Raw genomic sequence first — 21,749 nt, forward strand, 5'->3', positions numbered from 1 at the left:
TTACCTGTTGTTTTGGGGTGAAAAGTCCACTTTTGCCGGTTTCGACGAAAAAACCTTCAAAAATGGCGCAGATCACATAGTTTCTGTTGAACCCAGAGTCTCAGCAGTGGCCGTGATGTCCTTGGAGATGCGTTGGGCCGTGGCAGTGTCGGGTCCCGGCGCTGGGACAAAAACGGCCTGCCTGTAGTAGCGGAGCTCGTCGATGGAATCCTTGATGTCTCCCAGTGCGCGGTGTCCGCCATGCTTGGCCGGCGACTGGAAGTAGGCCCGCGGGAACCAGCGGCGCGAGAGTTCCTTGATGGTACTGACATCGATGACGCGATAGTGGAGGTGCTCCACAATGTTCGGCATGTCCCTGGCCAGGAACATCCTGTCCGTGCCCACCGAGTTGCCTCCCAACGGGGCCTTCCGGGGGTCCGGAACCCACTTCTCGATGTACTCAAGCACCTGCGCCTCAGCCTCGGCCATCGTCTTGCCGTGGGGGAGTTCGTCAAGGAGTTTAGAGCGGGTGTGCATGTCGCGAACGAAGTCGTTCATCTGCTCCATAGCGGCGTCGTCGGGCTTGATGACGACGTCCACGCCATCGCCCAGGATGTTGAGCTCGGAGTCCGTCACGAGCGCCGCAACCTCGATCAGGGCGTCGTTCTTGAGGTCCAAGCCGGTCATTTCGCAGTCAATCCAGACGATGCGTTCATTAGTAATAGGCACGCGCCTAGCCTATCGTTCAGGCGGTTCCAAGTGCTCCGATGGTAGGATTTTTGAGCACGGCAGTGTCCTTTCTTCCTGTCGTGGACAGCCCCCAGAGATTCAGATTTCTGTCCCGGAACGCAACGGGCAAACGATTGGATGAAGACCACATGACGGTGCCTGTACCCGCCGCCCAGAAGGCAGGGAAAGAAGCGCCGCCTGCGGATGCTGCTGCCAGCGAAGTGGATAACGCCAGGTCCCCGCTGATCGCCGGTTTCATTGGTTCGATGTTCCTTGTCTTCGGCTCGCTGGGCGTGGGCTGGCTCGCGCCAGTGTCTGAACTTCGCCGGCTTCCGCTTTTCATCTGGATGCGTACCGAAGGTGTGGGCGTCGCGCTGTCCATCGTCCTGCTGGCTGTTGGTGGCATGCTGCTTGTCCGGGCCTGGCTGCGCCTGGGGCAACGTGTCCGGGTCTGGGGACTCCAAGCCCGCAAGGCCACCTTGCAGGCTGTGGTGGCCTGGGGACTGCCCATGATGTTCACTGTCCCGCTGTTCAGCAGGGACGTCTACGCCTACATCGGGCAAGGCAGACTCATGGTTGAGGGAATGAATCCCTACGAGAACGGGATTTCAGCCCTCCCGAACTACTTCCAATTGGGTGCCGACAAGATGTGGACGGAAGCTCCCGTTCCCTACGGTCAGCTCTTCCTTTGGATCGAACAATTTGTTGTTTGGGTAACCAATGTCCAACCTGAGGCTTGCATCATGCTGTTCAGGCTGGTGGCAGTTGCCGGCGTCATACTTTGCATCATCTACGTACCCAAGCTGGCAGAACTCCACGGCGTCAATCCGCACCGTGCACTATGGTTGACAGCCGCCAACCCCCTCTTTCTCACCAACTTCATTGCCAGTGTCCATAACGACGCCCTCATGATTGGGCTGGCCTTGGCAGGCCTGTACTACTGCGCCACCCGCCGGGTGGTCCTGGGCCTGGTGCTGGTGACACTCTCCATTTCGGTCAAGCCAATTACGGTGGTCTTCCTGCCCTTTATTGGCTTGCTCTGGGCGGGCAAGGGTGCGTCATGGCCGCGCAAGATCCTTTTCTGGTTCCTGACAGCCGCCCTGACTTTTGGCCTCCTGTACGCGATGAGCCTGGTCAACGGATTTGGGTTTGGGTGGGTGAAGGGTCTGTCTGCCCCTGGGAGCGTCTGGATTTGGTACGCACCCATCGGCCTGATTGGCCTGGTTGTCGCGTCGATCTTCAACGTCTTTGGACTTGACGGCTGGGGCATGGCCAAGTGGGTTTACGACGCCGGCAAAGTGCTGATGGTGGGAGCCATTGCCTGGCAGGTCTTCCGGGGAGAACACGACCGCCTGATGCGCCGGCTCACCCTGGCCTTTGCGGCGATCGTCCTGCTGGCCCCGATGATCCAGTCGTGGTACGTCGTGTGGCTTATTCCGTTGTTTGCTGTGACCGGCATACGCAATGACTGGCAGGTGAAGGCGGTCTACTTCGTGGTGTCGTTCTTCATGGTCTACGCCATCTCAGACCAACTGGATGTGTTCCCCTATCTTCAGAGCGAGGACCTTGGCCTTGCCCTGACGCTGGCGCGGAACGCGGCAGCCATCATCGCGCTCCTGTTTGCCGTCTACTTGATCTTCGTGGATCCGAAGACGAAGAGCCTCTTCCGTAAGCGCGACGAGCCAGGCCTGCGCCCGATCATCTGAGGATTCCCTGAATCTTCTGACCTCTCATGGCGGGATGCTTAATGTGATGAAAGAAGCCGAATTGCTTCGCGTGTGGAGAGCGGGCTGAGGGCTGGAGCATTCTCTGCGGCGAATGCCCTGACCCACTCAGGGTTTGTCTTGCTGTACTCCCGCAAGGCCCATCCGATGGCCTTCCGGATGAAGAACTCCTTGTCGGCAAGGTTGGGTTTGATAACAGCCGCCAGCAGTCCCGGGTCCGTCAGGCCCTTGGCTGCCAATTGCGCAGTGATGGACGCCCTTCGGATCCACATGTCCTGGTCCGTGGACCATTGGAGCAAAAGAGGCGTCATGGTGGACCTGTGGGCAAGCAGGAGTGCGCAGAGACGGTGGGCCACTCCGTCGACGAGGTCCCACCAGGCGCCAGTGCGAATTATTTCCTCATAAACCGGCAGCATGGCAAGGTCTTCCTTGACCATCGGCAGGCCCGTCAATTCAATGGCTGCATATCGATCTTCGCGCGCCTGGGCATTCCGCCACAAATCAAGAACGGCCTCGCGAAGGCTGACCGGTGAAGAGATGGGAAACTGCTTGGCTGCGGCCTTGGCGATCCTGCGCACCTCAGGAACCCGGATCCCCCAGGAGGGCATGTCCGACTTCATATACGCCTGGGCTCCCCGGGCACGCTCGGCGTCCCCGGCGGAGCGAAGCGTTGACCGGATGGCCTCAAGCAAGTCCTTGTTCTCCATGCCCCAACTCTATGACCGGCCGTCCTCGGAATTATTCAACCGGGAACTCCCCTTTGTTCTCCACCTCATGCAGCCACCTGCCCCACGTAGAGTGGAACCAATGGCCAGCGGGCCCACGATGATCCTCAACAGCGAATGATCCCGCCCAGCAAAAACGGAGGAATCCCATGTCCATGCTGAAGACACCAGATCAGATCTCGGTGATGCGCGAGGCCGGCAGCGTGGTGGCCAAGGCGTTGGCAGCGGTCAAGGAACATGCGGACGTCGGTGTTTCCCTCAAGGAATTGGATGAGGTTGCCGCGTACGTTATTGAAGGCGCGGGAGCCAAACCGGCCTTCTTGGATTACCACCCGCGATGGGCAGCCGTCCCGTTTCCCGGGGTGATTTGTGCCAGTGTCAATGACGCGGTGGTGCATGGAATTCCAAATGGCTACGTCCTTCAGGACGGGGACCTTCTTAGTGTGGATTGCGGCGCCTTCCTTGAAGGCTGGTGTGGAGATGCTGCCATCAGCTTCATCGTGGGGACGGCAGATCCGGTGGACCAGGCACTGATCGATGCCACAGACGCTGCACTCGCCCGGGGTATCGAAGCTGCCCGTGTGGGCAACAAGATGGGCGACCTCGCCTATGCAATCGGCGGCGAGGCCAAACGTGCTGGATACGGTTTGTTGGCCGATCACGGGGGCCACGGTATCGGCCGGACAATGCACGCTGAACCGCCCGTCCCCAACATCGGCAGGCCGGGCAGGGGTATAAAACTTGAAGAGGGGTTGGTCATCGCCATCGAACCAATGCTCATCCTGGGCGGTAAGGATGACTACTACCACGATGACGATGAGTGGACTCTGCGCTCAGCCAGCGGAAACAAGGCCGCCCATAGTGAGCACACCGTCGCTATCACAGCTGATGGACCCATGATCCTCACCCTGCCGTAGCTGCTGTGAAGTCAGTTGACCACCCTGGCAGCGCCTTGGACTTTGCCCTGGTTACTTCTGTGGGTTTCTTATGCGGCCTTGCTGTTGAGGCGAACGATGGCGCGTCCGGGAATGGGAGTCGAAACCACAGAGAACCCGCCTTCGATGAACAGCGAAACCGTGCCGTGATACAAGTCCGAGGGACCAGCTTTTGGACGAAGGTCGGTATCGATGGGATACGCCTCAAGGGTAGTAGCCCCGTTATTGAAGGCATGGTTCACGGCTGCCCGGAGTAACGTCGCGGCAACACCTGATCGCCGATGATTCGGTGAAACCACAAAACAGCTCACCGACCAAAGAGTTCCAACGTCAACGGGTGGCAGGTCCGCTGCCCGAAGAAGCTGCGACCGTTCTATGCGGGGATAGTTTGCCCGCGGTTCCACAGCGCACCAGCCCACCGCCTGACCGCCCCGGAATGCCAGCACCCCTGGCTCTGGATCCTCGTCGAAGCGTGTCCGCAGGAGCTCCTTGAGTTCGTTTGGTGCCTTGGACCTGAACTCCTTGCCGGGGAGGGCGAACCAGCGGCACCAACACCGGGATGGCTCGCCCTTGACCCCGAATAGCTCTTCCACGGCCTCCCAGGATGCAGGAGCGGCTTCCAGCTGGGGAGCTGCTGCGTCGTATGCCATGGACCCAGAATAATCTCCACCCGCGGGGCTGGTCCCACGAGTTTCATCGCGGTCCCCCGACACGGAAGTTCAAGCCCCGGCACCCACCAACTCACCTGTGGTGGTGTTTACCACCAGCGGACCGGTACCGTCGTCCGGGTCATCGACGTCGATTGTTTCTGTCTCCTCCTCCGGGGGCGCTTGTTCGTTGTCGCCGGACTCCCACTCAATCCCCGGATCTCCAAGCTTCCCGGCTGCCTCGCCGGACGGGTTCGAGTCAGCTGGAGCCGACGTCCCGTTCATCCGGGTGAAGTTCGCAGAGCCCCACATGAGATCGTGCCCGACTGATTCCGCGTCGACTTCTGCCACATGGTAGATCCTGCCCTCATGTTCCCACTGCCGCAGGCGTAGCTTTCCGACGACGATGACGCGTTGACCCTTCTTCACGCTGCAGCCGACGTGGCCGGCTAAGTAGCGAAACGACTGCACGGTGTACCAGTTGGTATTGCCGTCCACCCATGTATTGCTGGCCCGGTCATAGCGGCGTTCAGTTGTCCCAAGACGAAATGAAGCAGTGGACGTACCGCGTGTAGTGGTCGAACTCTTAACTTCCGAGGCTACAAAGCCTCGAAGAGTAATGGTGTCGTTCATGGTGGTCCTTCTCGATGTAGGAAAGTGCCCGTCCGGCCCTCTTAGCTTCATCCATGCAAACCAGGTAGGGGAGTGCGGTCGTGGCCTATGTGAATAACTCCGGCTCGCAGGGTTGTTGTGGAGGGGAAGTGTCTGTAGGCGTGGCTGGCAGGTTGCAGTGGCGAATGCACTGTAAACTCTTTGTGGCGCCAGCGGAATACGCTTGTATTGGCGCCTGTGCGCCCCAGTAGCTCAGGGGATAGAGCAGCGGCCTTCTAATCCGCCGGTCGGGGGTTCGATTCCCTCCTGGGGCACGAGAAATCCCCCGGAACCTGCAGGGTTCCGGGGGACTGCTTTCTTAACTGCCTGGCTCCTTGCCCCTGACTCAAGAAGTCTGGGGCTGCGACTCAAGAAATTCCTTGAGGTTCTGAAGCACCACGCGCCACGTCGCTGCGGAATGCTCCACTTCTTCTTCGCTCTTGTTGTTGCCCTGCGAAATAGTTACGGATGTTCCTTCGTCCGCATCGGCCAGGCTGTATTCGACCGTGTGATAGTTCCCGGGGGAATCCGGAAGTCCCGACGCAGGACTGTAGTGAGTGGTTTTCAAGAGCTGCAAGGGTTCGAAGGCCAGGATGGTGCCCTTGTCCTCGTATGCCTTGCCGTTGTACTCGCCGGAGTAAGTGATGGGATCGCCTACCCGCCACGTCGTTTCGACATTGGTTCCGAGGAAGTATTCCTTGATGAGGCCAGGATCCGTCAGGGCCTTCCATACCTGCTCGCGCGGGGCGGCTACGGTGATCGACGCCTCGGCATAAGGGATTTTTCCTTCCATGGTTTTCTCCTTCCCGCGGCCGCCGGTCCAGGCGCGCCACCACGTGGCCCACGCTACGCCCGCCCGCCGTCCATGGGAATGGCAGAATGGCTTTGTGATGAGCAGGGGAACCAGGGTGGAGCAGCCGAGTCGTGCAAGAAATTTTCAGTTGAACGGTAAGGCCGTCGGGACCTTCTTGGTCATTGTTGCTGCGCTGGCGCTGCCTGCATGTGCCGCGTCCCCCAAAACACCCACGGCAGGCATCACTTCTTCAAGCCCCGCATCCCAACAGCCCGGCGGCGGAACGAGTATGGACCCCGAAGTAGTGGCCACGAGCACGGCTGTGGAGGCTGCACTGAAGAAAATCGTGGCCGCCAACCCCAAGCCGGATACGGAATCCGTTCGCGCAGCCTTGGTATCGGCGGGCATTCCCAAAGCCAACGTGGAAGTGTCCGTCAGCCGGACGCCCACAGGTCTTGATGTCGATGCGTTGGAAGCTGCGGCGCTCGCAGGGGATAGTTGCGTCATGGGCCAGATCCGGGATGGAGGCGTCGTGATGAGCGTTCTGCCAGTACTTGCCACCGGGAAATGCTTCGTGGGCAGCGTTCGCTAGGAGCACCGCCCCAAAGACCAGCAGCACCGCCCCAAGGAGCTGCTGGCAATGCCCAATAGCACCGAATGTGAGATCTGTCCGCCTACCCACTAGATTTAAGGGCATGGCGGAATTCATTTACACGATGACCAAGGCTCGCAAGGCCGTTGGCGACAAACTTATTTTGGACGACGTCAGCATGTCGTTCTACCCTGGCGCGAAGATTGGCGTCGTGGGCCCGAACGGTGCTGGCAAGTCCACCATCCTGAAGATCATGGCCGGGCTGGACACTCCTTCAAACGGCGAGGCCCGCCTGAGCCCCGGTTACACCGTGGGCATCCTCTTGCAGGAACCGCCATTGAATGAGGAAAAGACCGTCCTTGGCAACGTCCAGGAAGGCGTTGGCGAGATCTACGGCAAGATCCAGCGATTCAACGAGATCTCCGAAGAGATGGCGAACCCGGATGCGGACTACGACACTCTCCTGGATGAGATGGGTAAGTTGCAGGAAGCGATTGACGCTGCCGATGCCTGGGATATCGATTCCCAGCTCGAGCAGGCCATGGACGCCCTGCGATGCCCGCCAGCTGATTCCGACGTCACTGTCCTCTCCGGTGGTGAGCGTCGCCGCGTAGCGTTGTGCAAGCTTCTGCTCCAGAAGCCGGACCTTCTGCTCCTTGACGAGCCCACCAACCACTTGGACGCCGAGAGCGTTCTTTGGCTTGAGCAGCACCTCTCCCAGTACCCCGGTGCCGTCCTTGCCGTGACTCACGACCGTTACTTCCTGGATCACGTGGCTGAGTGGATCGCAGAAGTCGACCGCGGCCACCTTTACCCGTACGAAGGTAACTACTCCACCTACCTGGAGAAGAAGAAGGCCCGCCTTGAGGTCCAAGGTAAGAAGGACGCAAAGCTGTCCAAGCGCCTTACCGAAGAACTTGAATGGGTGCGCTCCAACGCCAAGGGCCGTCAGACCAAGTCAAAGGCCCGTCTTGCCCGCTATGAAGAAATGGCTGCAGAGGCCGAGCGCACGCGCAAGCTCGACTTCGAAGAGATCCAGATTCCGCCGGGCCCGCGCCTGGGTTCCGTGGTGATCGAGGCGAAGAACCTGAAGAAGGGCTTCGACGATCGTGTCCTGATCGAGGACCTCTCCTTCTCATTGCCCCGGAACGGCATTGTCGGCGTCATCGGCCCGAACGGTGTGGGCAAGTCCACCTTGTTCAAGACCATCGTTGGCATGGAGCCCCTGGACGATGGTGAGCTCAAGATCGGCGAGTCCGTGAAGATCTCCTACGTGGACCAGTCCCGTGGCGGCATCGATCCCAATAAGTCTCTCTGGGAAGTTGTTTCCGAAGGCCACGACTACATTCAGGTCGGGCAGGTCGAAATGCCTTCACGTGCCTACGTTTCGGCGTTCGGCTTCAAGGGACCGGACCAGCAGAAGAAGGCTGGTGTCCTCTCCGGTGGTGAGCGTAACCGCCTCAACCTTGCCTTGACCCTTAAGCAGGGTGGCAACCTCCTGCTCCTCGACGAGCCCACTAACGACCTCGACGTCGAAACCCTGAGCAGCCTGGAAAATGCCCTGCTCGAGTTCCCTGGCTGCGCCGTGGTGGTCTCGCACGACCGTTGGTTCCTTGACAGGGTAGCAACCCACATCCTCGCCTATGAAGGTGACGACGAGAACCCCTCCAAGTGGTACTGGTTCGAAGGTAACTTCGACTCCTATGAGGAGAACAAGGTGGAGCGCCTCGGCGCTGATGCGGCAAAGCCGCACCGCGTGACGCACCGCCGCCTGACCCGCGACTAACCGGGTCGCCACAGGCACAAAAGAGGCCGGTCCGAGCAGGGACCGGCCTCTTTGCTTTAACCCTCATTGGCTTAACACTGCGTCTTAACCCTTCAGCACACCAACCGCCTACGGAATCCTGACCATCCCCTCCTGTGCCACGGTTGCAACGTGCAGGCCTTCGCGGTTGAATATCCGCCCGGTAGCCAACCCACGTGCCCCTTGCGCGCTGGGGGACTCCTGGACGTACAGCAACCAGTCGTCCACCCGGACCGGCCGGTGCCACCACATGGCGTGATCGAGGCTTGCGACGCTCATGCCCGGTGTCATCCAGGCGAGGCCGTGTTTGCGGAGGATGGGCTCCAACAAGGTGTAGTCGCTGGCGTATGCCAACGCGGCCAGGTGCAGCTTGGGGTCGTCGGGCAATGGCCCCATCGTCTTCATCCAGACGGCATTCGTGGCCACGTGCTCGGTTGGCGGTGACACGTAAAGTGCGGGGTCGATGTGACGGACGTCGAACGGCCGCTCCGAGGACATGTGCCGTGCCAAGGGGTGGTCGAATTGAGCCAGCAACTCAGCCGTGCTGGGCAAGGATTCCGGGTCTGGAATGCCTTCGGGCATTGTCGCTTGATGATCCAGGCCCTCGTCTTGAACCTGGAACGAGGCAATCATTGAAAGGATCGGGACACCGTCCTGATAAGCATGAACGCGCCTCGCCGAGAAGGACCGACCGTCACGCAGCCGTTCCACACCGAACGTGATGGGCTTATTGGCGTCACCGGGACGCAGGAAATAGCCATGCATGGAGTGCGCCACCCGATCCGGTTCCACGGTTCGCATCCCAGCCATCATGGATTGGGCCAGAACCTGGCCGCCGAAGACACGATGCCGGGGCTGTTTTTGGGAAGGTCCAAGGAAGATATCCTCATTGGTCCGGGCTCCGTCGAAGTCACCAAGGTCCAACAGGCCAATCAGGACTTCCGTCGGATCTTCTGCGGGTGCCTCAACCTTGAGGCCAGCGTTCGTGTCAGTCATGGTTCGACTCTAGACGGCCCCCGGACCCCTCTCAACCGCGGACATGCCGGTAGAGTCGATGCTGTGACAGACCTCTTGACCCAGTCCTTCCGCTTTGCCGATCCCCGCGACCTCGTTGACCTGCGGACGTACGTGACGCGTGCCAAGAGCATCGATGACGGCGCCATCCGCCTTCAGGCGGCTGGCCAGGTATTGGCCGCGTACGTGTGTGTGCTCAGGCCACGCATCCTGGGCGAATCAACTCCCACAATCCTTGGGTTACGGACCATGGCGCTTGCAGAACCCGCGCAGGCCGATGTCACTGTGACGCTCGCCTCCGTCATGGACCGTCTTGCCCGCTCGGGTGCCGACGACGTCGAGTTGCCCATTCCGCCGTCGACGGTTTCGGAGTCATGGGCTGGCGTCGGCGCGCCCAGGAGCGGTTGGGAAATCCTGGGGACGGTGCTCGACGCCGACCTGAAGTCAGCAGCGGAATCCGGCATTGCAGAGGTGGCTGGCGTGGTGCCCACTGCCGCCGGAGCTGCCGTTGTGAATACAGCCCGGGCCGCCGTGTGGGGACGAGAGCTCCCCGGCCTCAGTGACCTGCCTGCGGGTGCGGCCTTCGCTGCCTTCGCCCTGGGATTCCTGGGCGAAGGCGAACAGCAGCTGTTCCGCAATGGACGGTGGTTCCGCTTAAGTGGTCCTCGTGGCCATGTACTGGTCCGCACGGGCGCAGGCTTGGGTTTGGGCTTCTAGCCTTAGACGGCAGAGGGGCTGTTCACCATGGTCAGGGCTGCGCGCTCCATGTAGTCCCAAAGGGTTCCCTCGTGAAGTGGCGACAACCCGAGCGAGTCCACTGCTGTCCGCATATGGAAGAGCCAGCGGTCCTTCGCTTCGGGCGTGACGCGGAAGGGCATGTGGCGCATCCGCAGGCGTGGATGGCCCCGCTCCTCACTGTAAGTAGTGGGACCACCCCAATACTGCTCCAGGAACATGAGGAAGCGCCGTTTGGCCGGTTCCAGGTCTTCTTCGGGGTACATGGGCCGCAGGAGCGGATCCTGCGCAACGCCGTCGTAGAAGACGTCGATCAGCTTCACGAAAGTATCGTGCCCGCCCACGGCTGCATAGAAGCTGTCGGTGTAGGCGGGTTGGCTGAAGGGATCGTTCTGCATCAGCTGGCGTCGTGGACCAGCCTGGGGGTTCGTGTCACTCACTGGCCTTCTCCTCAGCCTTCTTGGCAGCATCATTGTCGTCGGTTTCCGGCGACTCCAACGGAACGTAGTCTCCCTGCGAGCGGTTGCCCACGCGCAGAATCTCACCGTTTCGCAGATACCAGATGGCTCCGTCCTCAGCGCGGACCCGCGTAATGCGCAGGCCCACTGATTCAACGGTACCAATCACTTCGCTGGTGACGATCACATCGCCTATTCCGTACTGGTCTTCGATGGTGATGAAGATACCGGCGAGGAAGTCACGGATCAGCTGCTGTGCACCGAAACCGATAGCGACACCCAGTATTCCCACGCTTGTCAGCAGGGGCGCGACGTCCACGTTCATGAACTTGAGGACGTAAATGATCACGATCACCACAACCACGACGCTCACGAGGCTTGTCAGCAAAGTGCCGATGGTTTCGGCGCGCTGTGATCGGCGTTCGTGATCCAGTGCGCGGATTGCCGGTTGCACCCATTTGAAGTGGGGCTTCTTGAAGAATGAACTGCCCGCGGACACTCGCCGCGTGATGCGCAGGATGATGAATCGCGCAACGATCCACACCAGCAGGCCCACGCCCAAGGTGATGAGGATCGAAACGAAGTCGATTTTCTCCGGTTCGATGGTGATGGTTTCCGCCAGGGGGATGGAGGTCAAGGTGGAATAACTCCTTGTCGTCGGCCCGTGTTCGCCGGGCGCGGAACACTCTGTCCACGTCCAACCCTATCGCCGTAGCGTGACGGTATGCGCATCCTGGTCCTTGGCGGTACTGCCTTCCTGTCAGCTGAAATCGCAAAGCAGGCGCTTGCCTTGGGGCACGACGTCACGTGCCTTGCCCGTGGCACCCAGGCGAACCCGCCCGACGGCGTGGCCTGGGTCCGTGGCGACCGCGCCTTGGGTAGTGCAGCCTATGAGGACGTGAACAGCAGCTGGGACGCGGTTATCGACGTTTCCAGGGATCCTGTTCAGGCCTGGGATGCCCTTGAAGCGTTGGGATCGAGTGCGCGCCATTGGACCTTCGTGTCCAGTTGCTCGGTGTATGCGGATCATTCGGTTCCTGGTGCGGACGAGAACGCGGCGCTCCTTGAACCTTTGCCTGAAGGACAAGCCGGCACTCCGGAAACCTATGGTGAATCAAAATCTGCGATCGAGCACATGACGCTCACACTGGTCGGGCAGAAAGCCCACATTGTGCGGGCAGGTCTCATTGGAGGGCCAGGGGACGGCTCTGACCGTTACGGTTATTGGCCTGCGCGCTTCGCAGCCAATGCTGGGCCGGTTCTGGTACCGAACATTCCAGATGACGCCACCCAGATCATCGACGTCCGTGACCTCGCCAGGTGGATCATTCAAGGGGCGGAGATGGACCTGACGGGCACGTACAACGCGTTGGGAGATGTAGTTCCGTTCAGTGAGTACATTTCGGAATCCAGCCGCACGGCGCTGGGCCAGGAAACTGTCCAGGCCGACGAAGACTGGCTGGTGGAGCAAGGCGTCGACTACTGGGCCGGGCCGGACTCACTTCCCCTCTGGTTGCCGGCAGACCACGATGGCTTCCAATCGCGAAGCAATCAAGCCGCGAAGGCGCTCGGTATGGCATTGCGCCCGTGGCAGGAGACTCTTCGGGACGCCTTGGACTATGAGCGAAGCCTGGGCTTGGAAAGGGAGCGCAAGGCAGGCTTAAGCCGTGAAACCGAACGCAGGCTGGTAGGACTCCTGCGGGAACAACAGAGCTAGGGCGGGTTCAGCAGCCTCAGGCCGCTGCCGACGTCGTGATTGGTTCATGCAGAACGGGGAAGTTCACGCTGCGGGCTATGAAGCAGACCTGGTTGGCTTCGTGGTGAAGTTGCGCCATCAAGGCCGAATGAGCCGGGTCCGCGATGGTGACGTGCGGCTTGAGCGTCACGCTCTCGAACTGACCGCTGCCGTCACGATTTAGCTTCATGACGCCCTCGGCGTTGTCCTCGTAGCCGGTAACTACAACCCCATGTCTTACCGCCACGTGCAGGAACGAGAGCATGTGGCATTGCGCCAAGGCAGCAAGCAGGAGTTGCTCCGGGTTGTAGCGTGTGCGGTCGCCATGGAACGTTGGATCTGCGGAACCTTTGACGACGGGCAGCCCGGGAATTTCTATGTCATGATCCCGCGAGTACCCTCGGTAGCTTTCTGTACCCACACCCAGGTTTCCAGTCCAGCGGACGGTCAATGCATAGTGGTGTTCGTTGAGGCCCATGCGGACAGTTTAGCCATCTGCCAAACAACGCCAGCACAGGCCCCAACGGACTTCTTAGGCGTTCACGTCCACGTCCACGTCCGCTGCCCGGGCACGGAGCGCCCGCGCCACTGCGTCCCGGTTTTCCAGCATCATGCGGCGCAGCGCTGCACTTTCTTCGGGCAGGTCCGCGAGGAATTCGTCCGTGCGGTCCACTGTTGCCTGGGTTGTGAGCTGTGCCGGGTAGAGGCCCACGACAATCTGCTGGGCCAACGCATGCGTGCGCTCTTTGACAATCCCAGGTATCGCGTCAAAGTACTTTTCCGCGTAGGGCTCCAGCAGGGTGGTGTCCGGCACCCGCATGAAGCCAGCCACCGCCGAGGCTTGCAGGGCGTTGGAGAGTTCGCCCTTGACCACGATGGAATCCCACGCCGCAGCCTTGGCCTCAGCTGTGGGAATAGCGGCCCTGGCCTGTGCCGCGGCATTTTGGCCGGTGGAGGTGTTGTCGCCGGCGAGTTCCTGGTCGATGCGCTCCTGGCCCTGCCTGCCGCCGGCCACCAGAGCGGTTAGCAGCTCCCACCGCATGTCCTGGTCAACGGTGAGGCCTTCAAGGGTGTCGGTCCCGTCCAGGAGCGCTTGGATACGGTCCAGCTGATCTGCGCTCCGTGCAAGTTGCGCGTAGGACTTCACGAACTGCAGCTGTGCATCCGAGCCGGCTTCCACCGCCGCCGCGAGGTCCCACAGCTTGTCGGCAGCCGAGATCGTTGCCTCCAGCTTGTGCCCGGCTGCCACGTAGTAGGTCAGCGTCGTGGCAAGCTGCCGCAGTTGGACGAGGATCACCGATGAGTCTGTTTCCTCTGCGATGTTTGCCAGGATCAGTTCCACGTAGCCGCGCGCAGGAGTTTCTCCATCCCTTGCTGCATCCCACGCGGAACCCCAGACCAGCGTGCGGGGCAGGCTGGCGGCAAAATCCTTGAGATGTGCTTTCGCTGTGGCCAGCGAGTGAGCATCCAGGCGCACCTTGGCGTAGGCGAGATCGTCATCGTTGAGCAGGATGAGGTCCGGGCGTGCGAGGCCAGCCAGGGCGGGGACTTCGGTCCGGGGGCCCTCGACGTCCAGTTCCTCGCGATGCGTCCGCTCCAGCTTGCCCTGTTCGGAAAGGTTGTAGAAGCCCACCGCAAGGCGATGGGGACGCAGCGTTGGTTGTTCATCGATTGCGGACTGCAGGATGCTGAACGCGGTGATGGTGCCGTCGGCGTCCACGTCCACCTCGGGAGCGAGGGTGTTCACGCCGGCGGTTTCAAGCCAGAGCTTGCCCCAAACGTCCAGGTCACGGCCGCTTGCGGCTTCCAGTTCCACCATGAGATCAGCAAGCTCGGTGTTCTGCCAGGCGTGCTTGGCAAAATAGGTGCGCACCCCGGACATGAACTGCTCGGGTCCAACCCAGGCCACCAACTGCCGCAATACAGAGGCGCCCTTGGCATAGGTGATGCCGTCGAAGTTGACTTCCACATCTTCAAGGTTGTTGATTTCCGCGAAGATCGGGTGCGTGGTGGGCAGTTGGTCCTGACGGTAGGCCCAGGACTTCTCCACTGAGGCGAACGTGGTCCACGCGCGGTCGAAGGCAGTGTTTTCCACGGCGGCCAGGTGAGACATGTACTCGGCGAACGACTCGTTGAGCCAGAGGTCGTTCCACCAGCGCATGGTCACCAGGTCCCCGAACCACATGTGCGCGAGTTCGTGCAGGACCGTGATGGCCCGGCGCTCGATCTGTGCACCGGCAACCTTGCCGCGGAAGATGTAGCCCTCCAGGATTGTCACGGCACCTGCGTTTTCCATCGCACCGGCATTGAACTCCGGGACGAACAGCTGATCGTACTTTGCGAACGGGTACGGGCAACCGAACTGTGCCTCGAAGAACTCGAAGCCCTGGCGGGTCAGTTCGAAGATGTTGTCCGCATCCAGATACTGCATCAGGGATTTGCGCACGAAGACGCCGAGCGGAATGACCCTGCCATCCGAACTTGTCACCTCGGAACGGACGGACTGGTACGGTCCGGCTATCAGGGCGGTGACATACGAGGACAGACGCGGCGTGGGAGCGAATTCCCACACGGACCTGGCTCCGCCGTCCTCGCCTCCATCAGTTTCAACCGGCACCGGCGTGGGGGAGTTGGAGACGACGTCCCAGTGTGAAGGAGCGGTGACGTGGAACGTGAAGGTTGCCTTCAGGTCAGGCTGCTCGAAGACAGCGAACATCCGCCGGGAATCCGGAACCTCGAACTGGGTGTAGAGATAGACCTCCCCATCTACCGGATCCACGAAGCGGTGGAGGCCCTCACCCGTGTTCATGTACGGCGCATCGGCGACGACTATGAGTTCATTCTCGGCGGCAAGGTTTGGAAGTTGGATGCGGATGCCATCAGATACCTCGGCGGATCCAGTTCGGTGCCGTTCAGGGTAACGCTGTAAACGCTCTCGGTTACGGCGTCGATAAACGTCGAGGCTCCAACCTTGGCCGAAAACTTCACCACGGTGGTGGATCCGAAGACCGCGGCGCCCTTGGTCAGATCCAGGGTGACGTTGTAGGACTCGACATTGAGTATTTCAGCGCGCTGCGCGGCTTCGTCGCGCGTCAGGTTAGGCCTGGCAAGTGGTGCCTCCAGAGGTTGGGGGTGTCCGGCCGGGGCAGGTCCGGTCGATGGTGTGAAGCCATTCTTTCACTCCAAGCGCTGATGGCAAGGAGGTGCCACCACAGTGTCGCCGGCACGGAGTAGCGTTGGACCATGGGAACGTTCCGGGAGTCTCTTGATATCCGCGCACTCAGGTTTGCACTCGCCTTTCCGTTGCTGCTGGCCATAGGTTTCGTTGTGTGCGCACAGATGGTGCGAAACGATCTTCCCGATCCGGTAGCAGTGATGTGGAACGCCGACGGCGGCAGCGCCTTTGCTCCCTTCGGCGCCTACGTTGCCGGCGGCGCAGCTGTGATCACCTTTTTCGGTTGGCTCGCTTTCCTGCAAGCAGTGCCGCTTTCGCGGCCGGTGGTGATGCGCCGGGTCATGATGGGACTTGGCCTCATGGTGAGCCTCTTCGTGACAACAGTGCTGGCTGCCGGACTGGTAGGACAATCGGGGCTGGGGGACGCGCGCGCTTCCCACGTTGATCCCATCGTCCTCGCCATGGGCAGTGGGGCGGCCGTGTCCTTGGGAGTCGTCCTCATGTTCGCCTTCAAACCGGATCCCCGGTGGACGCGGGAGGATGACGAAGCCCTTGAGGCCGCACGTCTGCACGTCACAGACCCGGACCTCGCACGGGACACGCTGCGCATGTGGGTCCATGCCCGCAGTTCAGTTTTCATCATGATCATCGTGTCCACGCTGTTTCCAGCCGCGCTGATCGCGATAGCCGTCCCATGGCTGGGAGCCTTGGTGGCCGCAGCGGCGTTGGTTGGTGCCGGCTTCCTCTTCGCCCGCGTCCGGGCGGACAGGGGAGGGCTGCAGGTCTTCGCAGGTGGGATCGTGCCGGTCCTGACCGTTCCCGCCGTCGACATCGCGGCAGCAGCTCCGGCTGACGTGAAAGCCGCAGACTTTGGTGGATGGGGTTGGCGTCATCATGACGACGCAACTGCGATGCTGGTCAGTAGCGGACCGGCCGTCGTCGTAAGGAAACTTAACGGAGCCAGGGTTGCGCTCAGTGCAGGGACTACGGCAACCGCGGACGAACTCGCCGGCATCCTGAACCGGGCTGCCGAGCGGGCCCACCATGGCGGGCAACCCCAGCAACCCGGGGCGCGGTAACCTAGGTAGCGCATCCCACATCGCCGCGCCCGGCCAGGTGCCGTACCGGCGCGCCAGAAAGAATGGACTTCCTGTGACTACACCCCGCGTCCACATCGCCACCGATCACGCCGGCATGGAACTCAGCGCCCACTTGGTCAGCCACCTCACCGCCAAGGGCTACGAGGTTGTGGACCACGGACCCAAGGAATATGACGCCCTGGATGACTACCCGTCCTTCTGCATCAACGCAGGAGTTGCAGTGGTGGCTGACCAGCAAGCAGGAGTGCACGCGCTGGGCATCGTTCTGGGTGGTTCGGGCAATGGTGAACAAATTGCTGCCAACAAGGTTAAGGGCGTACGCGCCGCGCTGGCCTGGAACCTCTCTACCGCCAAGCTCGCCCGCGAGCACAACGACGCCAACGTAGTGGCCGTTGGCGGCCGCCAGCATACGGTGGAAGAAGCAACCGAACTCATTGAGGCCTTCCTGCAGGAACCTTTCAGCAATGACGAACGCCACATCCGCCGTATCGGCAAGATTGCCGCTTACGAGACCACCGGCGAGATCGTCGAGTAGTGCCTGAGGGGCACTCCGTCCATAGGCTGGCCCGCCAATTCCAGGATGTGTTTGGCGGCCGGCGTTTGGAGGTTTCCAGTCCGCAGGGGCGGTTCACGGCCGGTGCGGAGCTTCTGAGCGGTCATGTGATGGTTGAAGCGGTTGCCCATGGGAAGCAGCTGTTCCTGAGGTTCGACCACGGTCTTTTCCTCCACGTTCACCTTGGTCTTTATGGTGCTTGGAGCTTTGGCGGCGATAGCTCCTTCACGGGAGCCTCCAGCATTGGCGCGCCTCGCCGGATCGGTGAGCGCGAGACGGCCTCATCCGGTGCTGAGGTGGAGTCCGGGGCTGACGTGGACTACGCCGGGCCGCCCGCCCCGGTGGGTGCCGTTCGCGCCCGACTGGTGTCGGACAACGGCTGGGCCGATCTTCGTGGAGCCACCACTTGCGCCGCTGTTACGTCCCATGAAGCAGGCGCTGTACTGGGCCGGCTGGGCCCTGATCCGCTGCGTAACCGGCCGGGGGACCGGGACGAGTTCATCCGCCGGTTGCGACGCCGCAAGACGGCCGTGGCCTTGCTGTTGATGGACCAATCGGTGCTGGCGGGGGTCGGAAATATTTACCGCGCCGAGGTCCTCTTTCGTCAGGCGGTGGATCCATGGACTCCTGGAAACGCGATTGATGCTGCGACGGCGGGCAAGTTGTGGGATGACGCCGTCCTTGCAATGTCCGACGGCGTTCGTGACGGTCGGATTGTCACCACACCGCCAGTGCTGTGGACCGGTAACGGCGCCTCAGCGCCCGACGGCGATGCCCACTTTGTCTATAAGCGCGAAGGGCAGCCCTGCAGGGCTTGCGGGACGCTGGTGGGCATGGCCGAAATCGGCGCCCGCAAACTGTATTGGTGCCCTGGCTGTCAGTTGTAACAGCGCTTGCCAGTTGTGGTTGTAGCACCGGCTCCCGGTTGTAACAAAAAAGCCCCAATCCGAAGATTGGGGCTTTTTTACTGGAGGGGACGACGGGAATCGAACCCGCGTAATCAGTTTGGAAGACTGAGGCTTTACCATTAAGCTACGTCCCCGGATGGATCTCCTGATGGATCCTTGTATGGATCTCTTGCTCAGGACATCTTCCCGGTGGCTGTTGAAGCCGGGTACAACTAAACCTAATTCCGGCGGCGGTGTCAAATGTGCATTCCGGGCCCGCTTGCCCGTAGACTGTCCTGTGCATTCGGGGTGTAGCTCAGCTTGGCTAGAGCGCCTGCTTTGGGAGCAGGAAGTCGCAGGTTCAAATCCTGTCACCCCGACTCTGTGTTTCGTGTCCGCCTCAGGGATGCGGCAGAACCCCATACCCACAAATTCAGGAGTACTTAGACTGTGAAGAGCGCTGTCGAGAACCTCACCCCCACGCGGGTCAAGCTCAACGTTGAGGTTCCCTTTGAGGAACTGAAGCCGAGCATCGATGCCGCTTACAAGACCGTTGCTTCGCAGATCCAGGTCCCCGGATTCCGCAAGGGCAAGGTTCCGTCCAAGCTGATTGACCAGCGTGTTGGCCGTGGTTACGTCCTGGAAACCGCCATCAACGATGGCCTCAACGGCTGGTACCAGGCCGCTGTCCAGGAAACGGGTGTTCGCCCCCTGAGCCGTCCCGAAGTTGAGATCACCGAGGTTCCGGACCCGTCCGCAACCGATGGCGAGCTTAAGTTCCAGGTGGAGATTGACGTTCGCCCCGAGATCGAGCTGCCGGACTACGCAGGCATCAAGGTTGAGGTTGCTGCGGCTGAGTCCTCCTCTGAAGACGTCGACAAGGCCCTGGATGAACTGCGTGGCCGCTTCGGCACGCTGAAGTCCGTGGAGCGTCCCGCCCAGAACGAGGACTTCCTCACGATCGACATCACCGCCACGATCGATGGCGAAGAAATCGATTCGGCCTCCGGCCTGTCCTACCAGGTTGGTGCCGGCACCATGCTTGAGGGCCTGGACGAGGCCGTGACCGGCCTGTCCGCAGACGAAGAAGCAATCTTCGACACCACGCTCGTTGGCGGCGACCACGCCGGCGAGGCAGCCCAGGTCAAGGTAGTTGTCAAGGCCGTCAAGGAGCGCGAGCTTCCTGAAGCCAACGACGACTTCGCACAGCTGGCCTCGGAATTCGACACCCTTGCTGAGCTCCGCGAGGACCTCGCCAAGCAGGCTGCCGATTCCAAGGTTGTCGGACAGGGTGTTGAGGCCCGCGACAAGGTTCTGGACAAGCTTGTAGAGCTCGTCGAGGTCCCTGTTCCGGCTTCGGTTGTCGAAGAGCAGATTGAAGCTCACTTCAACCCGGAGAACGCCCACGGCGAAGGTGACCACGACACCGAGGAACACCGCGCCGAGGTCAAGGCAAACACCGAGCGCGCCTTCCAGAACGAGGTCATCCTTGACGCCATTGCGGACAAGGAAGAGGTTGACGTCAGCCAGAACGAGCTGATCGACTACATCGTCAGCACGGCAAGCCAGTACGGCATGGATCCCAACCAGTTCGCCCAGATCATCGATCAGAGCGGCCAGGTCCCCATGATGGTTTCCGAGGTACGCCGCCGCAAGGCACTGGCCGTAGTGTTGGGCCAGGCCGAGGTTGTTGACTCTGAAGGCAACAAGGTTGACCTGAGCGATTTCGTCCGCCCGGCCGGTGAAGTTGCTGCTGATGAGGCAGCAACTGCCGAAGCCGGCGAGGAAGCGGATGTTGTCGCCAGCGATGACCCCGCAGCTGTGAAGTTCTAGTCAAAACGCATCAACCGACCCCGGATCAGCAGATCCGGGGTCGGTTTGTTTTAAGCCCTGAACGGACAAGCCCGCATACAATCAGCGTGCTGGATCTGCGGGCCCGCTCCAATCGTGCGCCGTCAGCGAACAGCGCGATTCCGGCGAACAAATCGTCCCTGAAAACGGTTAGTGTCCAAGTAGTGAAGTTCAGTGAGGTCACTGGCACCAGCGAGAGGTAAGTACTTATGTCACAGCAATCAGAGGCTCCCCGGATGGCAACTGTCGATCCCGCCGCCCAGGACAACTACATCTACAACCGCCTGCTGAAAGAGCGCATCATCTGGCTTGGCTCTGAAGTCCGTGACGAGAACGCCAACGCCATCTGCTCCCAGCTGCTCCTCCTCTCGGCTGAAGACCCCGAGAAGGACATCTACCTTTACATCAACTCACCCGGTGGCTCCGTGACGGCCGGCATGGCCATCTACGACACCATGCAGTTCATCCCCAACGATGTTGTCACTGTTGCCACTGGCCTGGCTGCCTCCATGGGCCAGTTCCTGCTCTCCTCCGGGACCAAGGGAAAGCGTTATGCCACCCCCAACGCCCGAATCCTCATGCACCAGCCTTCCGGTGGAATCGGTGGCACTGCCTCGGATATCAAAATCCAGGCCGAGCTGATCCTGCACATGAAGAAGGTCATGGCGGAACTCACCGCTGAACAGACAGGCCAGACTGTGGAGACCATCCTCAAGGACAATGACCGCGACAAATGGTTCACGGCCACCGAGGCCTTGGAGTACGGCTTCTTCGACAAGATCTCGGCTCACGCAGGCTCGGTAGCTGGTGGCGGTGGAACGGCCAACCAGTCGAACTCCGAGCCAGGCTCCGAAAACTAACCGGCACCAAGAACCACTGAAACCCCAGGAGTAATGACATGAACTACAACTTCGGATGGTCTGCCGGTAATCTCCCAACCAGCCGCTACGTCCTGCCCCAGTTCGAAGAGCGCACACCGTACGGCTTCAAGCGCCAGGACCCGTACACCAAGCTGTTCGAGGACCGCATCATCTTCCTCGGCGTCCAGGTTGACGACGCTTCTGCCGATGACATCATGGCCCAGCTGCTGGTCCTTGAATCGACGGATCCGGACCGCGACATCACGCTGTACATCAACTCGCCAGGTGGCTCCTTCACGGCCATGACGGCGATCTACGACACCATGCAGTACATTCGTCCGGAGATCCAGACGGTGTGCCTGGGCCAGGCAGCCAGCGCGGCTGCTGTCCTGCTTGCGGTGGAACTCCCGGCAAGCGACTGGCGCTGCCGAACGCACGCGTGCTGATCCACCAGCCGGCGCTGTCCGGCGGCCAGGGCGGCCAGGCATCCGACCTCGAGATCCAGGCTGCTGAAGTCATGCGCATGCGTACATGGCTTGAGGACACGCTGGCACACCACTCCGGCCGCACGTCCGAGCAGGTCAACAACGATATCGAGCGCGATAAGATCCTCACCGCGGCCGAGGCCATGAACTATGGCCTGATCGATCAGGTGCTGGACTCCCGCAAGATCAAGCCCCAGGCAATCGCCAGGTAGCATACGGAAATCGACGCCGGTGCGGTTCGCGAAATATGAACCGCACCGGCGTTCTGTTTCCACCCAAGCAGCCCATTGTGACCTAGAGTGGATGGTGTCACGGTG

At 60.9% G+C, this 21,749-nt stretch carries 20 protein-coding genes, 3 tRNA genes and 2 pseudogenes; 14 read left to right on the forward strand and 11 right to left on the reverse strand.

Features of this window, described 5'->3' with window-relative positions:
* Nucleotides 1–72: 72 nt before the first annotated feature.
* Nucleotides 73–666 carry an oligoribonuclease gene (gene orn / locus ACTAQJ_RS02050; protein ID WP_498702140.1) on the reverse strand — a complete coding sequence of 198 codons (594 nt, stop codon included), beginning with the start codon at nucleotides 664–666 and terminating at the stop codon, nucleotides 73–75.
* Nucleotides 667–857: 191 nt separating this feature from the next.
* On the opposite strand from orn, the gene mptB reads away from it, so the two are divergent.
* A complete protein-coding gene (gene mptB, locus ACTAQJ_RS02055) occupies nucleotides 858–2,414 on the forward strand; it encodes a polyprenol phosphomannose-dependent alpha 1,6 mannosyltransferase MptB (RefSeq protein ID WP_431115488.1) in 1,557 nt (518 codons plus the stop codon).
* Nucleotides 2,415–2,452: 38 nt separating this feature from the next.
* Here the strand turns inward: mptB and ACTAQJ_RS02060 are convergent, their stop codons facing one another.
* Nucleotides 2,453–3,139, reverse strand: a complete 687-nt coding sequence (locus ACTAQJ_RS02060) for a DNA alkylation repair protein (RefSeq protein ID WP_498700372.1) — start codon at nucleotides 3,137–3,139, stop codon at nucleotides 2,453–2,455.
* 167 nt (nucleotides 3,140–3,306) lie between these two features.
* Here ACTAQJ_RS02060 and map point away from each other — a divergent pair, with 167 nt between their 5' ends.
* A complete protein-coding gene (gene map, locus ACTAQJ_RS02065; protein WP_498700374.1) occupies nucleotides 3,307–4,074 on the forward strand; it encodes a type I methionyl aminopeptidase in 768 nt (255 codons plus the stop codon).
* A 68-nt stretch (nucleotides 4,075–4,142) separates the two neighbouring features.
* Here map and ACTAQJ_RS02070 read toward each other — a convergent pair whose 3' ends face one another.
* Together ACTAQJ_RS02070 and ACTAQJ_RS02075 are read right to left on the reverse strand one after the other, a co-directional pair.
* Nucleotides 4,143–4,742, reverse strand: a complete 600-nt coding sequence (locus ACTAQJ_RS02070) for a GNAT family N-acetyltransferase (protein ID WP_498700376.1) — start codon at nucleotides 4,740–4,742, stop codon at nucleotides 4,143–4,145.
* A gap of 69 nt (nucleotides 4,743–4,811) precedes the next feature.
* Nucleotides 4,812–5,372 carry a single-stranded DNA-binding protein gene (locus tag ACTAQJ_RS02075; RefSeq protein WP_498700378.1) on the reverse strand — a complete coding sequence of 187 codons (561 nt, stop codon included), beginning with the start codon at nucleotides 5,370–5,372 and terminating at the stop codon, nucleotides 4,812–4,814.
* Between the two features lie 220 nt (nucleotides 5,373–5,592).
* On the opposite strand from ACTAQJ_RS02075, the gene ACTAQJ_RS02080 reads away from it, so the two are divergent.
* Nucleotides 5,593–5,665, forward strand: a tRNA-Arg gene (locus tag ACTAQJ_RS02080).
* A 71-nt stretch (nucleotides 5,666–5,736) separates the two neighbouring features.
* Here the strand turns inward: ACTAQJ_RS02080 and ACTAQJ_RS02085 are convergent.
* The gene (locus ACTAQJ_RS02085) at nucleotides 5,737–6,183 is read right to left on the reverse strand and encodes an SRPBCC family protein (protein WP_498700380.1); all 447 of its coding nucleotides are present in this window, start codon (nucleotides 6,181–6,183) and stop codon (nucleotides 5,737–5,739) included.
* Here ACTAQJ_RS02085 and ACTAQJ_RS02090 point away from each other — a divergent pair.
* Nucleotides 6,182–6,775: a DUF6993 domain-containing protein gene (locus tag ACTAQJ_RS02090; protein ID WP_498700381.1), complete on the forward strand. Its 594-nt coding sequence runs from the start codon at nucleotides 6,182–6,184 to the stop codon at nucleotides 6,773–6,775. The genes ACTAQJ_RS02085 and ACTAQJ_RS02090 overlap by 2 nt on opposite strands.
* A gap of 103 nt (nucleotides 6,776–6,878) precedes the next feature.
* Complete coding sequence (ettA, locus tag ACTAQJ_RS02095) at nucleotides 6,879–8,561, forward strand: energy-dependent translational throttle protein EttA (RefSeq protein ID WP_224164549.1); 1,683 nt, start codon at nucleotides 6,879–6,881, stop codon at nucleotides 8,559–8,561.
* A 108-nt stretch (nucleotides 8,562–8,669) separates the two neighbouring features.
* Here the strand turns inward: ettA and ACTAQJ_RS02100 are convergent, their stop codons facing one another.
* Nucleotides 8,670–9,575: an acyl-CoA thioesterase gene (locus ACTAQJ_RS02100; protein ID WP_498700383.1), complete on the reverse strand. Its 906-nt coding sequence runs from the start codon at nucleotides 9,573–9,575 to the stop codon at nucleotides 8,670–8,672.
* A 63-nt stretch (nucleotides 9,576–9,638) separates the two neighbouring features.
* Between ACTAQJ_RS02100 and ACTAQJ_RS02105 the strand changes: the two genes are divergently transcribed.
* Nucleotides 9,639–10,310 (forward strand): DUF8185 domain-containing protein, encoded by a 672-nt coding sequence (locus ACTAQJ_RS02105; protein ID WP_477516324.1) that lies wholly within the window; start codon nucleotides 9,639–9,641, stop codon nucleotides 10,308–10,310.
* 2 nt (nucleotides 10,311–10,312) lie between these two features.
* Here the strand turns inward: ACTAQJ_RS02105 and ACTAQJ_RS02110 are convergent, their stop codons facing one another.
* Nucleotides 10,313–10,726: a globin gene (locus ACTAQJ_RS02110; RefSeq protein WP_223949302.1), complete on the reverse strand. Its 414-nt coding sequence runs from the start codon at nucleotides 10,724–10,726 to the stop codon at nucleotides 10,313–10,315.
* Between the two features lie 34 nt (nucleotides 10,727–10,760).
* Entirely contained in the window at nucleotides 10,761–11,423 is a 663-nt protein-coding gene (locus ACTAQJ_RS02115) for a mechanosensitive ion channel family protein (protein ID WP_309929868.1), read from the reverse strand.
* A gap of 87 nt (nucleotides 11,424–11,510) precedes the next feature.
* On the opposite strand from ACTAQJ_RS02115, the gene ACTAQJ_RS02120 reads away from it, so the two are divergent.
* Complete coding sequence (locus ACTAQJ_RS02120; RefSeq protein ID WP_498700385.1) at nucleotides 11,511–12,503, forward strand: NAD-dependent epimerase/dehydratase family protein; 993 nt, start codon at nucleotides 11,511–11,513, stop codon at nucleotides 12,501–12,503.
* 16 nt (nucleotides 12,504–12,519) lie between these two features.
* On the opposite strand, the gene ACTAQJ_RS02125 is transcribed toward ACTAQJ_RS02120, so the two are convergent.
* Complete coding sequence (locus ACTAQJ_RS02125) at nucleotides 12,520–12,999, reverse strand: OsmC family protein (protein WP_477516326.1); 480 nt, start codon at nucleotides 12,997–12,999, stop codon at nucleotides 12,520–12,522.
* Between the two features lie 54 nt (nucleotides 13,000–13,053).
* Nucleotides 13,054–15,644 (reverse strand): annotated as a pseudogene (gene pepN / locus ACTAQJ_RS02130) (aminopeptidase N).
* Nucleotides 15,645–15,764: 120 nt separating this feature from the next.
* On the opposite strand from pepN, the gene ACTAQJ_RS02135 reads away from it, so the two are divergent.
* From ACTAQJ_RS02135 to ACTAQJ_RS02145, 3 genes are all read left to right on the forward strand, one after another.
* Nucleotides 15,765–16,775, forward strand: a complete 1,011-nt coding sequence (locus tag ACTAQJ_RS02135) for a hypothetical protein (RefSeq protein WP_498700386.1) — start codon at nucleotides 15,765–15,767, stop codon at nucleotides 16,773–16,775.
* A 115-nt stretch (nucleotides 16,776–16,890) separates the two neighbouring features.
* The gene (locus tag ACTAQJ_RS02140; protein WP_263422399.1) at nucleotides 16,891–17,331 is read left to right on the forward strand and encodes a ribose-5-phosphate isomerase; all 441 of its coding nucleotides are present in this window, start codon (nucleotides 16,891–16,893) and stop codon (nucleotides 17,329–17,331) included.
* Nucleotides 17,331–18,236, forward strand: a complete 906-nt coding sequence (locus ACTAQJ_RS02145) for an Fpg/Nei family DNA glycosylase (RefSeq protein ID WP_498700388.1) — start codon at nucleotides 17,331–17,333, stop codon at nucleotides 18,234–18,236. The genes ACTAQJ_RS02140 and ACTAQJ_RS02145 overlap by 1 nt, the downstream gene beginning before the upstream one ends.
* Before the next feature lie 81 nt (nucleotides 18,237–18,317).
* Here ACTAQJ_RS02145 and ACTAQJ_RS02150 read toward each other — a convergent pair.
* Nucleotides 18,318–18,391 (reverse strand) — tRNA-Gly (locus ACTAQJ_RS02150).
* Between the two features lie 150 nt (nucleotides 18,392–18,541).
* On the opposite strand from ACTAQJ_RS02150, the gene ACTAQJ_RS02155 reads away from it, so the two are divergent.
* The 4 genes and pseudogenes from ACTAQJ_RS02155 (at nucleotide 18,542) to ACTAQJ_RS02170 (ending at nucleotide 21,644) form a co-directional block, all read left to right on the forward strand.
* Nucleotides 18,542–18,616 (forward strand) — tRNA-Pro (locus tag ACTAQJ_RS02155).
* 70 nt (nucleotides 18,617–18,686) lie between these two features.
* Nucleotides 18,687–20,069 (forward strand): trigger factor, encoded by a 1,383-nt coding sequence (gene tig, locus ACTAQJ_RS02160; protein ID WP_498700391.1) that lies wholly within the window; start codon nucleotides 18,687–18,689, stop codon nucleotides 20,067–20,069.
* Nucleotides 20,070–20,323: 254 nt separating this feature from the next.
* The gene (locus ACTAQJ_RS02165; RefSeq protein WP_275964122.1) at nucleotides 20,324–20,947 is read left to right on the forward strand and encodes an ATP-dependent Clp protease proteolytic subunit; all 624 of its coding nucleotides are present in this window, start codon (nucleotides 20,324–20,326) and stop codon (nucleotides 20,945–20,947) included.
* Nucleotides 20,948–20,985: 38 nt separating this feature from the next.
* A pseudogene (locus tag ACTAQJ_RS02170) lies at nucleotides 20,986–21,644 on the forward strand (ATP-dependent Clp protease proteolytic subunit).
* Nucleotides 21,645–21,749: the final 105 nt, after the last annotated feature.

Source organism: Arthrobacter sp. alpha11c, from assembly GCF_054149985.1.

Bases quoted from the DNA above. Each gene is read 5' to 3' on its own strand.
- orn (WP_498702140.1), bottom strand. From the start codon at position 666: ATGACCGGCTTGGACCTCAAGAACGACGCCCTGATCGAGGTTGCGGCG.
- mptB (WP_431115488.1), top strand. From the start codon at position 858: ATGACGGTGCCTGTACCCGCCGCCCAGAAGGCAGGGAAAGAAGCGCCG.
- ACTAQJ_RS02060 (WP_498700372.1), bottom strand. From the start codon at position 3,139: ATGGAGAACAAGGACTTGCTTGAGGCCATCCGGTCAACGCTTCGCTCC.
- map (WP_498700374.1), top strand. From the start codon at position 3,307: ATGTCCATGCTGAAGACACCAGATCAGATCTCGGTGATGCGCGAGGCC.
- ACTAQJ_RS02070 (WP_498700376.1), bottom strand. From the start codon at position 4,742: ATGGCATACGACGCAGCAGCTCCCCAGCTGGAAGCCGCTCCTGCATCC.
- ACTAQJ_RS02075 (WP_498700378.1), bottom strand. From the start codon at position 5,372: ATGAACGACACCATTACTCTTCGAGGCTTTGTAGCCTCGGAAGTTAAG.
- ACTAQJ_RS02090 (WP_498700381.1), top strand. From the start codon at position 6,182: ATGGTTTTCTCCTTCCCGCGGCCGCCGGTCCAGGCGCGCCACCACGTG.
- ACTAQJ_RS02085 (WP_498700380.1), bottom strand. From the start codon at position 6,183: ATGGAAGGAAAAATCCCTTATGCCGAGGCGTCGATCACCGTAGCCGCC.
- ettA (WP_224164549.1), top strand. From the start codon at position 6,879: ATGGCGGAATTCATTTACACGATGACCAAGGCTCGCAAGGCCGTTGGC.
- ACTAQJ_RS02100 (WP_498700383.1), bottom strand. From the start codon at position 9,575: ATGACTGACACGAACGCTGGCCTCAAGGTTGAGGCACCCGCAGAAGAT.
- ACTAQJ_RS02110 (WP_223949302.1), bottom strand. From the start codon at position 10,726: ATGCAGAACGATCCCTTCAGCCAACCCGCCTACACCGACAGCTTCTAT.
- ACTAQJ_RS02120 (WP_498700385.1), top strand. From the start codon at position 11,511: ATGCGCATCCTGGTCCTTGGCGGTACTGCCTTCCTGTCAGCTGAAATC.
- ACTAQJ_RS02125 (WP_477516326.1), bottom strand. From the start codon at position 12,999: ATGGGCCTCAACGAACACCACTATGCATTGACCGTCCGCTGGACTGGA.
- ACTAQJ_RS02135 (WP_498700386.1), top strand. From the start codon at position 15,765: ATGGGAACGTTCCGGGAGTCTCTTGATATCCGCGCACTCAGGTTTGCA.
- ACTAQJ_RS02140 (WP_263422399.1), top strand. From the start codon at position 16,891: ATGGAACTCAGCGCCCACTTGGTCAGCCACCTCACCGCCAAGGGCTAC.
- ACTAQJ_RS02165 (WP_275964122.1), top strand. From the start codon at position 20,324: ATGGCAACTGTCGATCCCGCCGCCCAGGACAACTACATCTACAACCGC.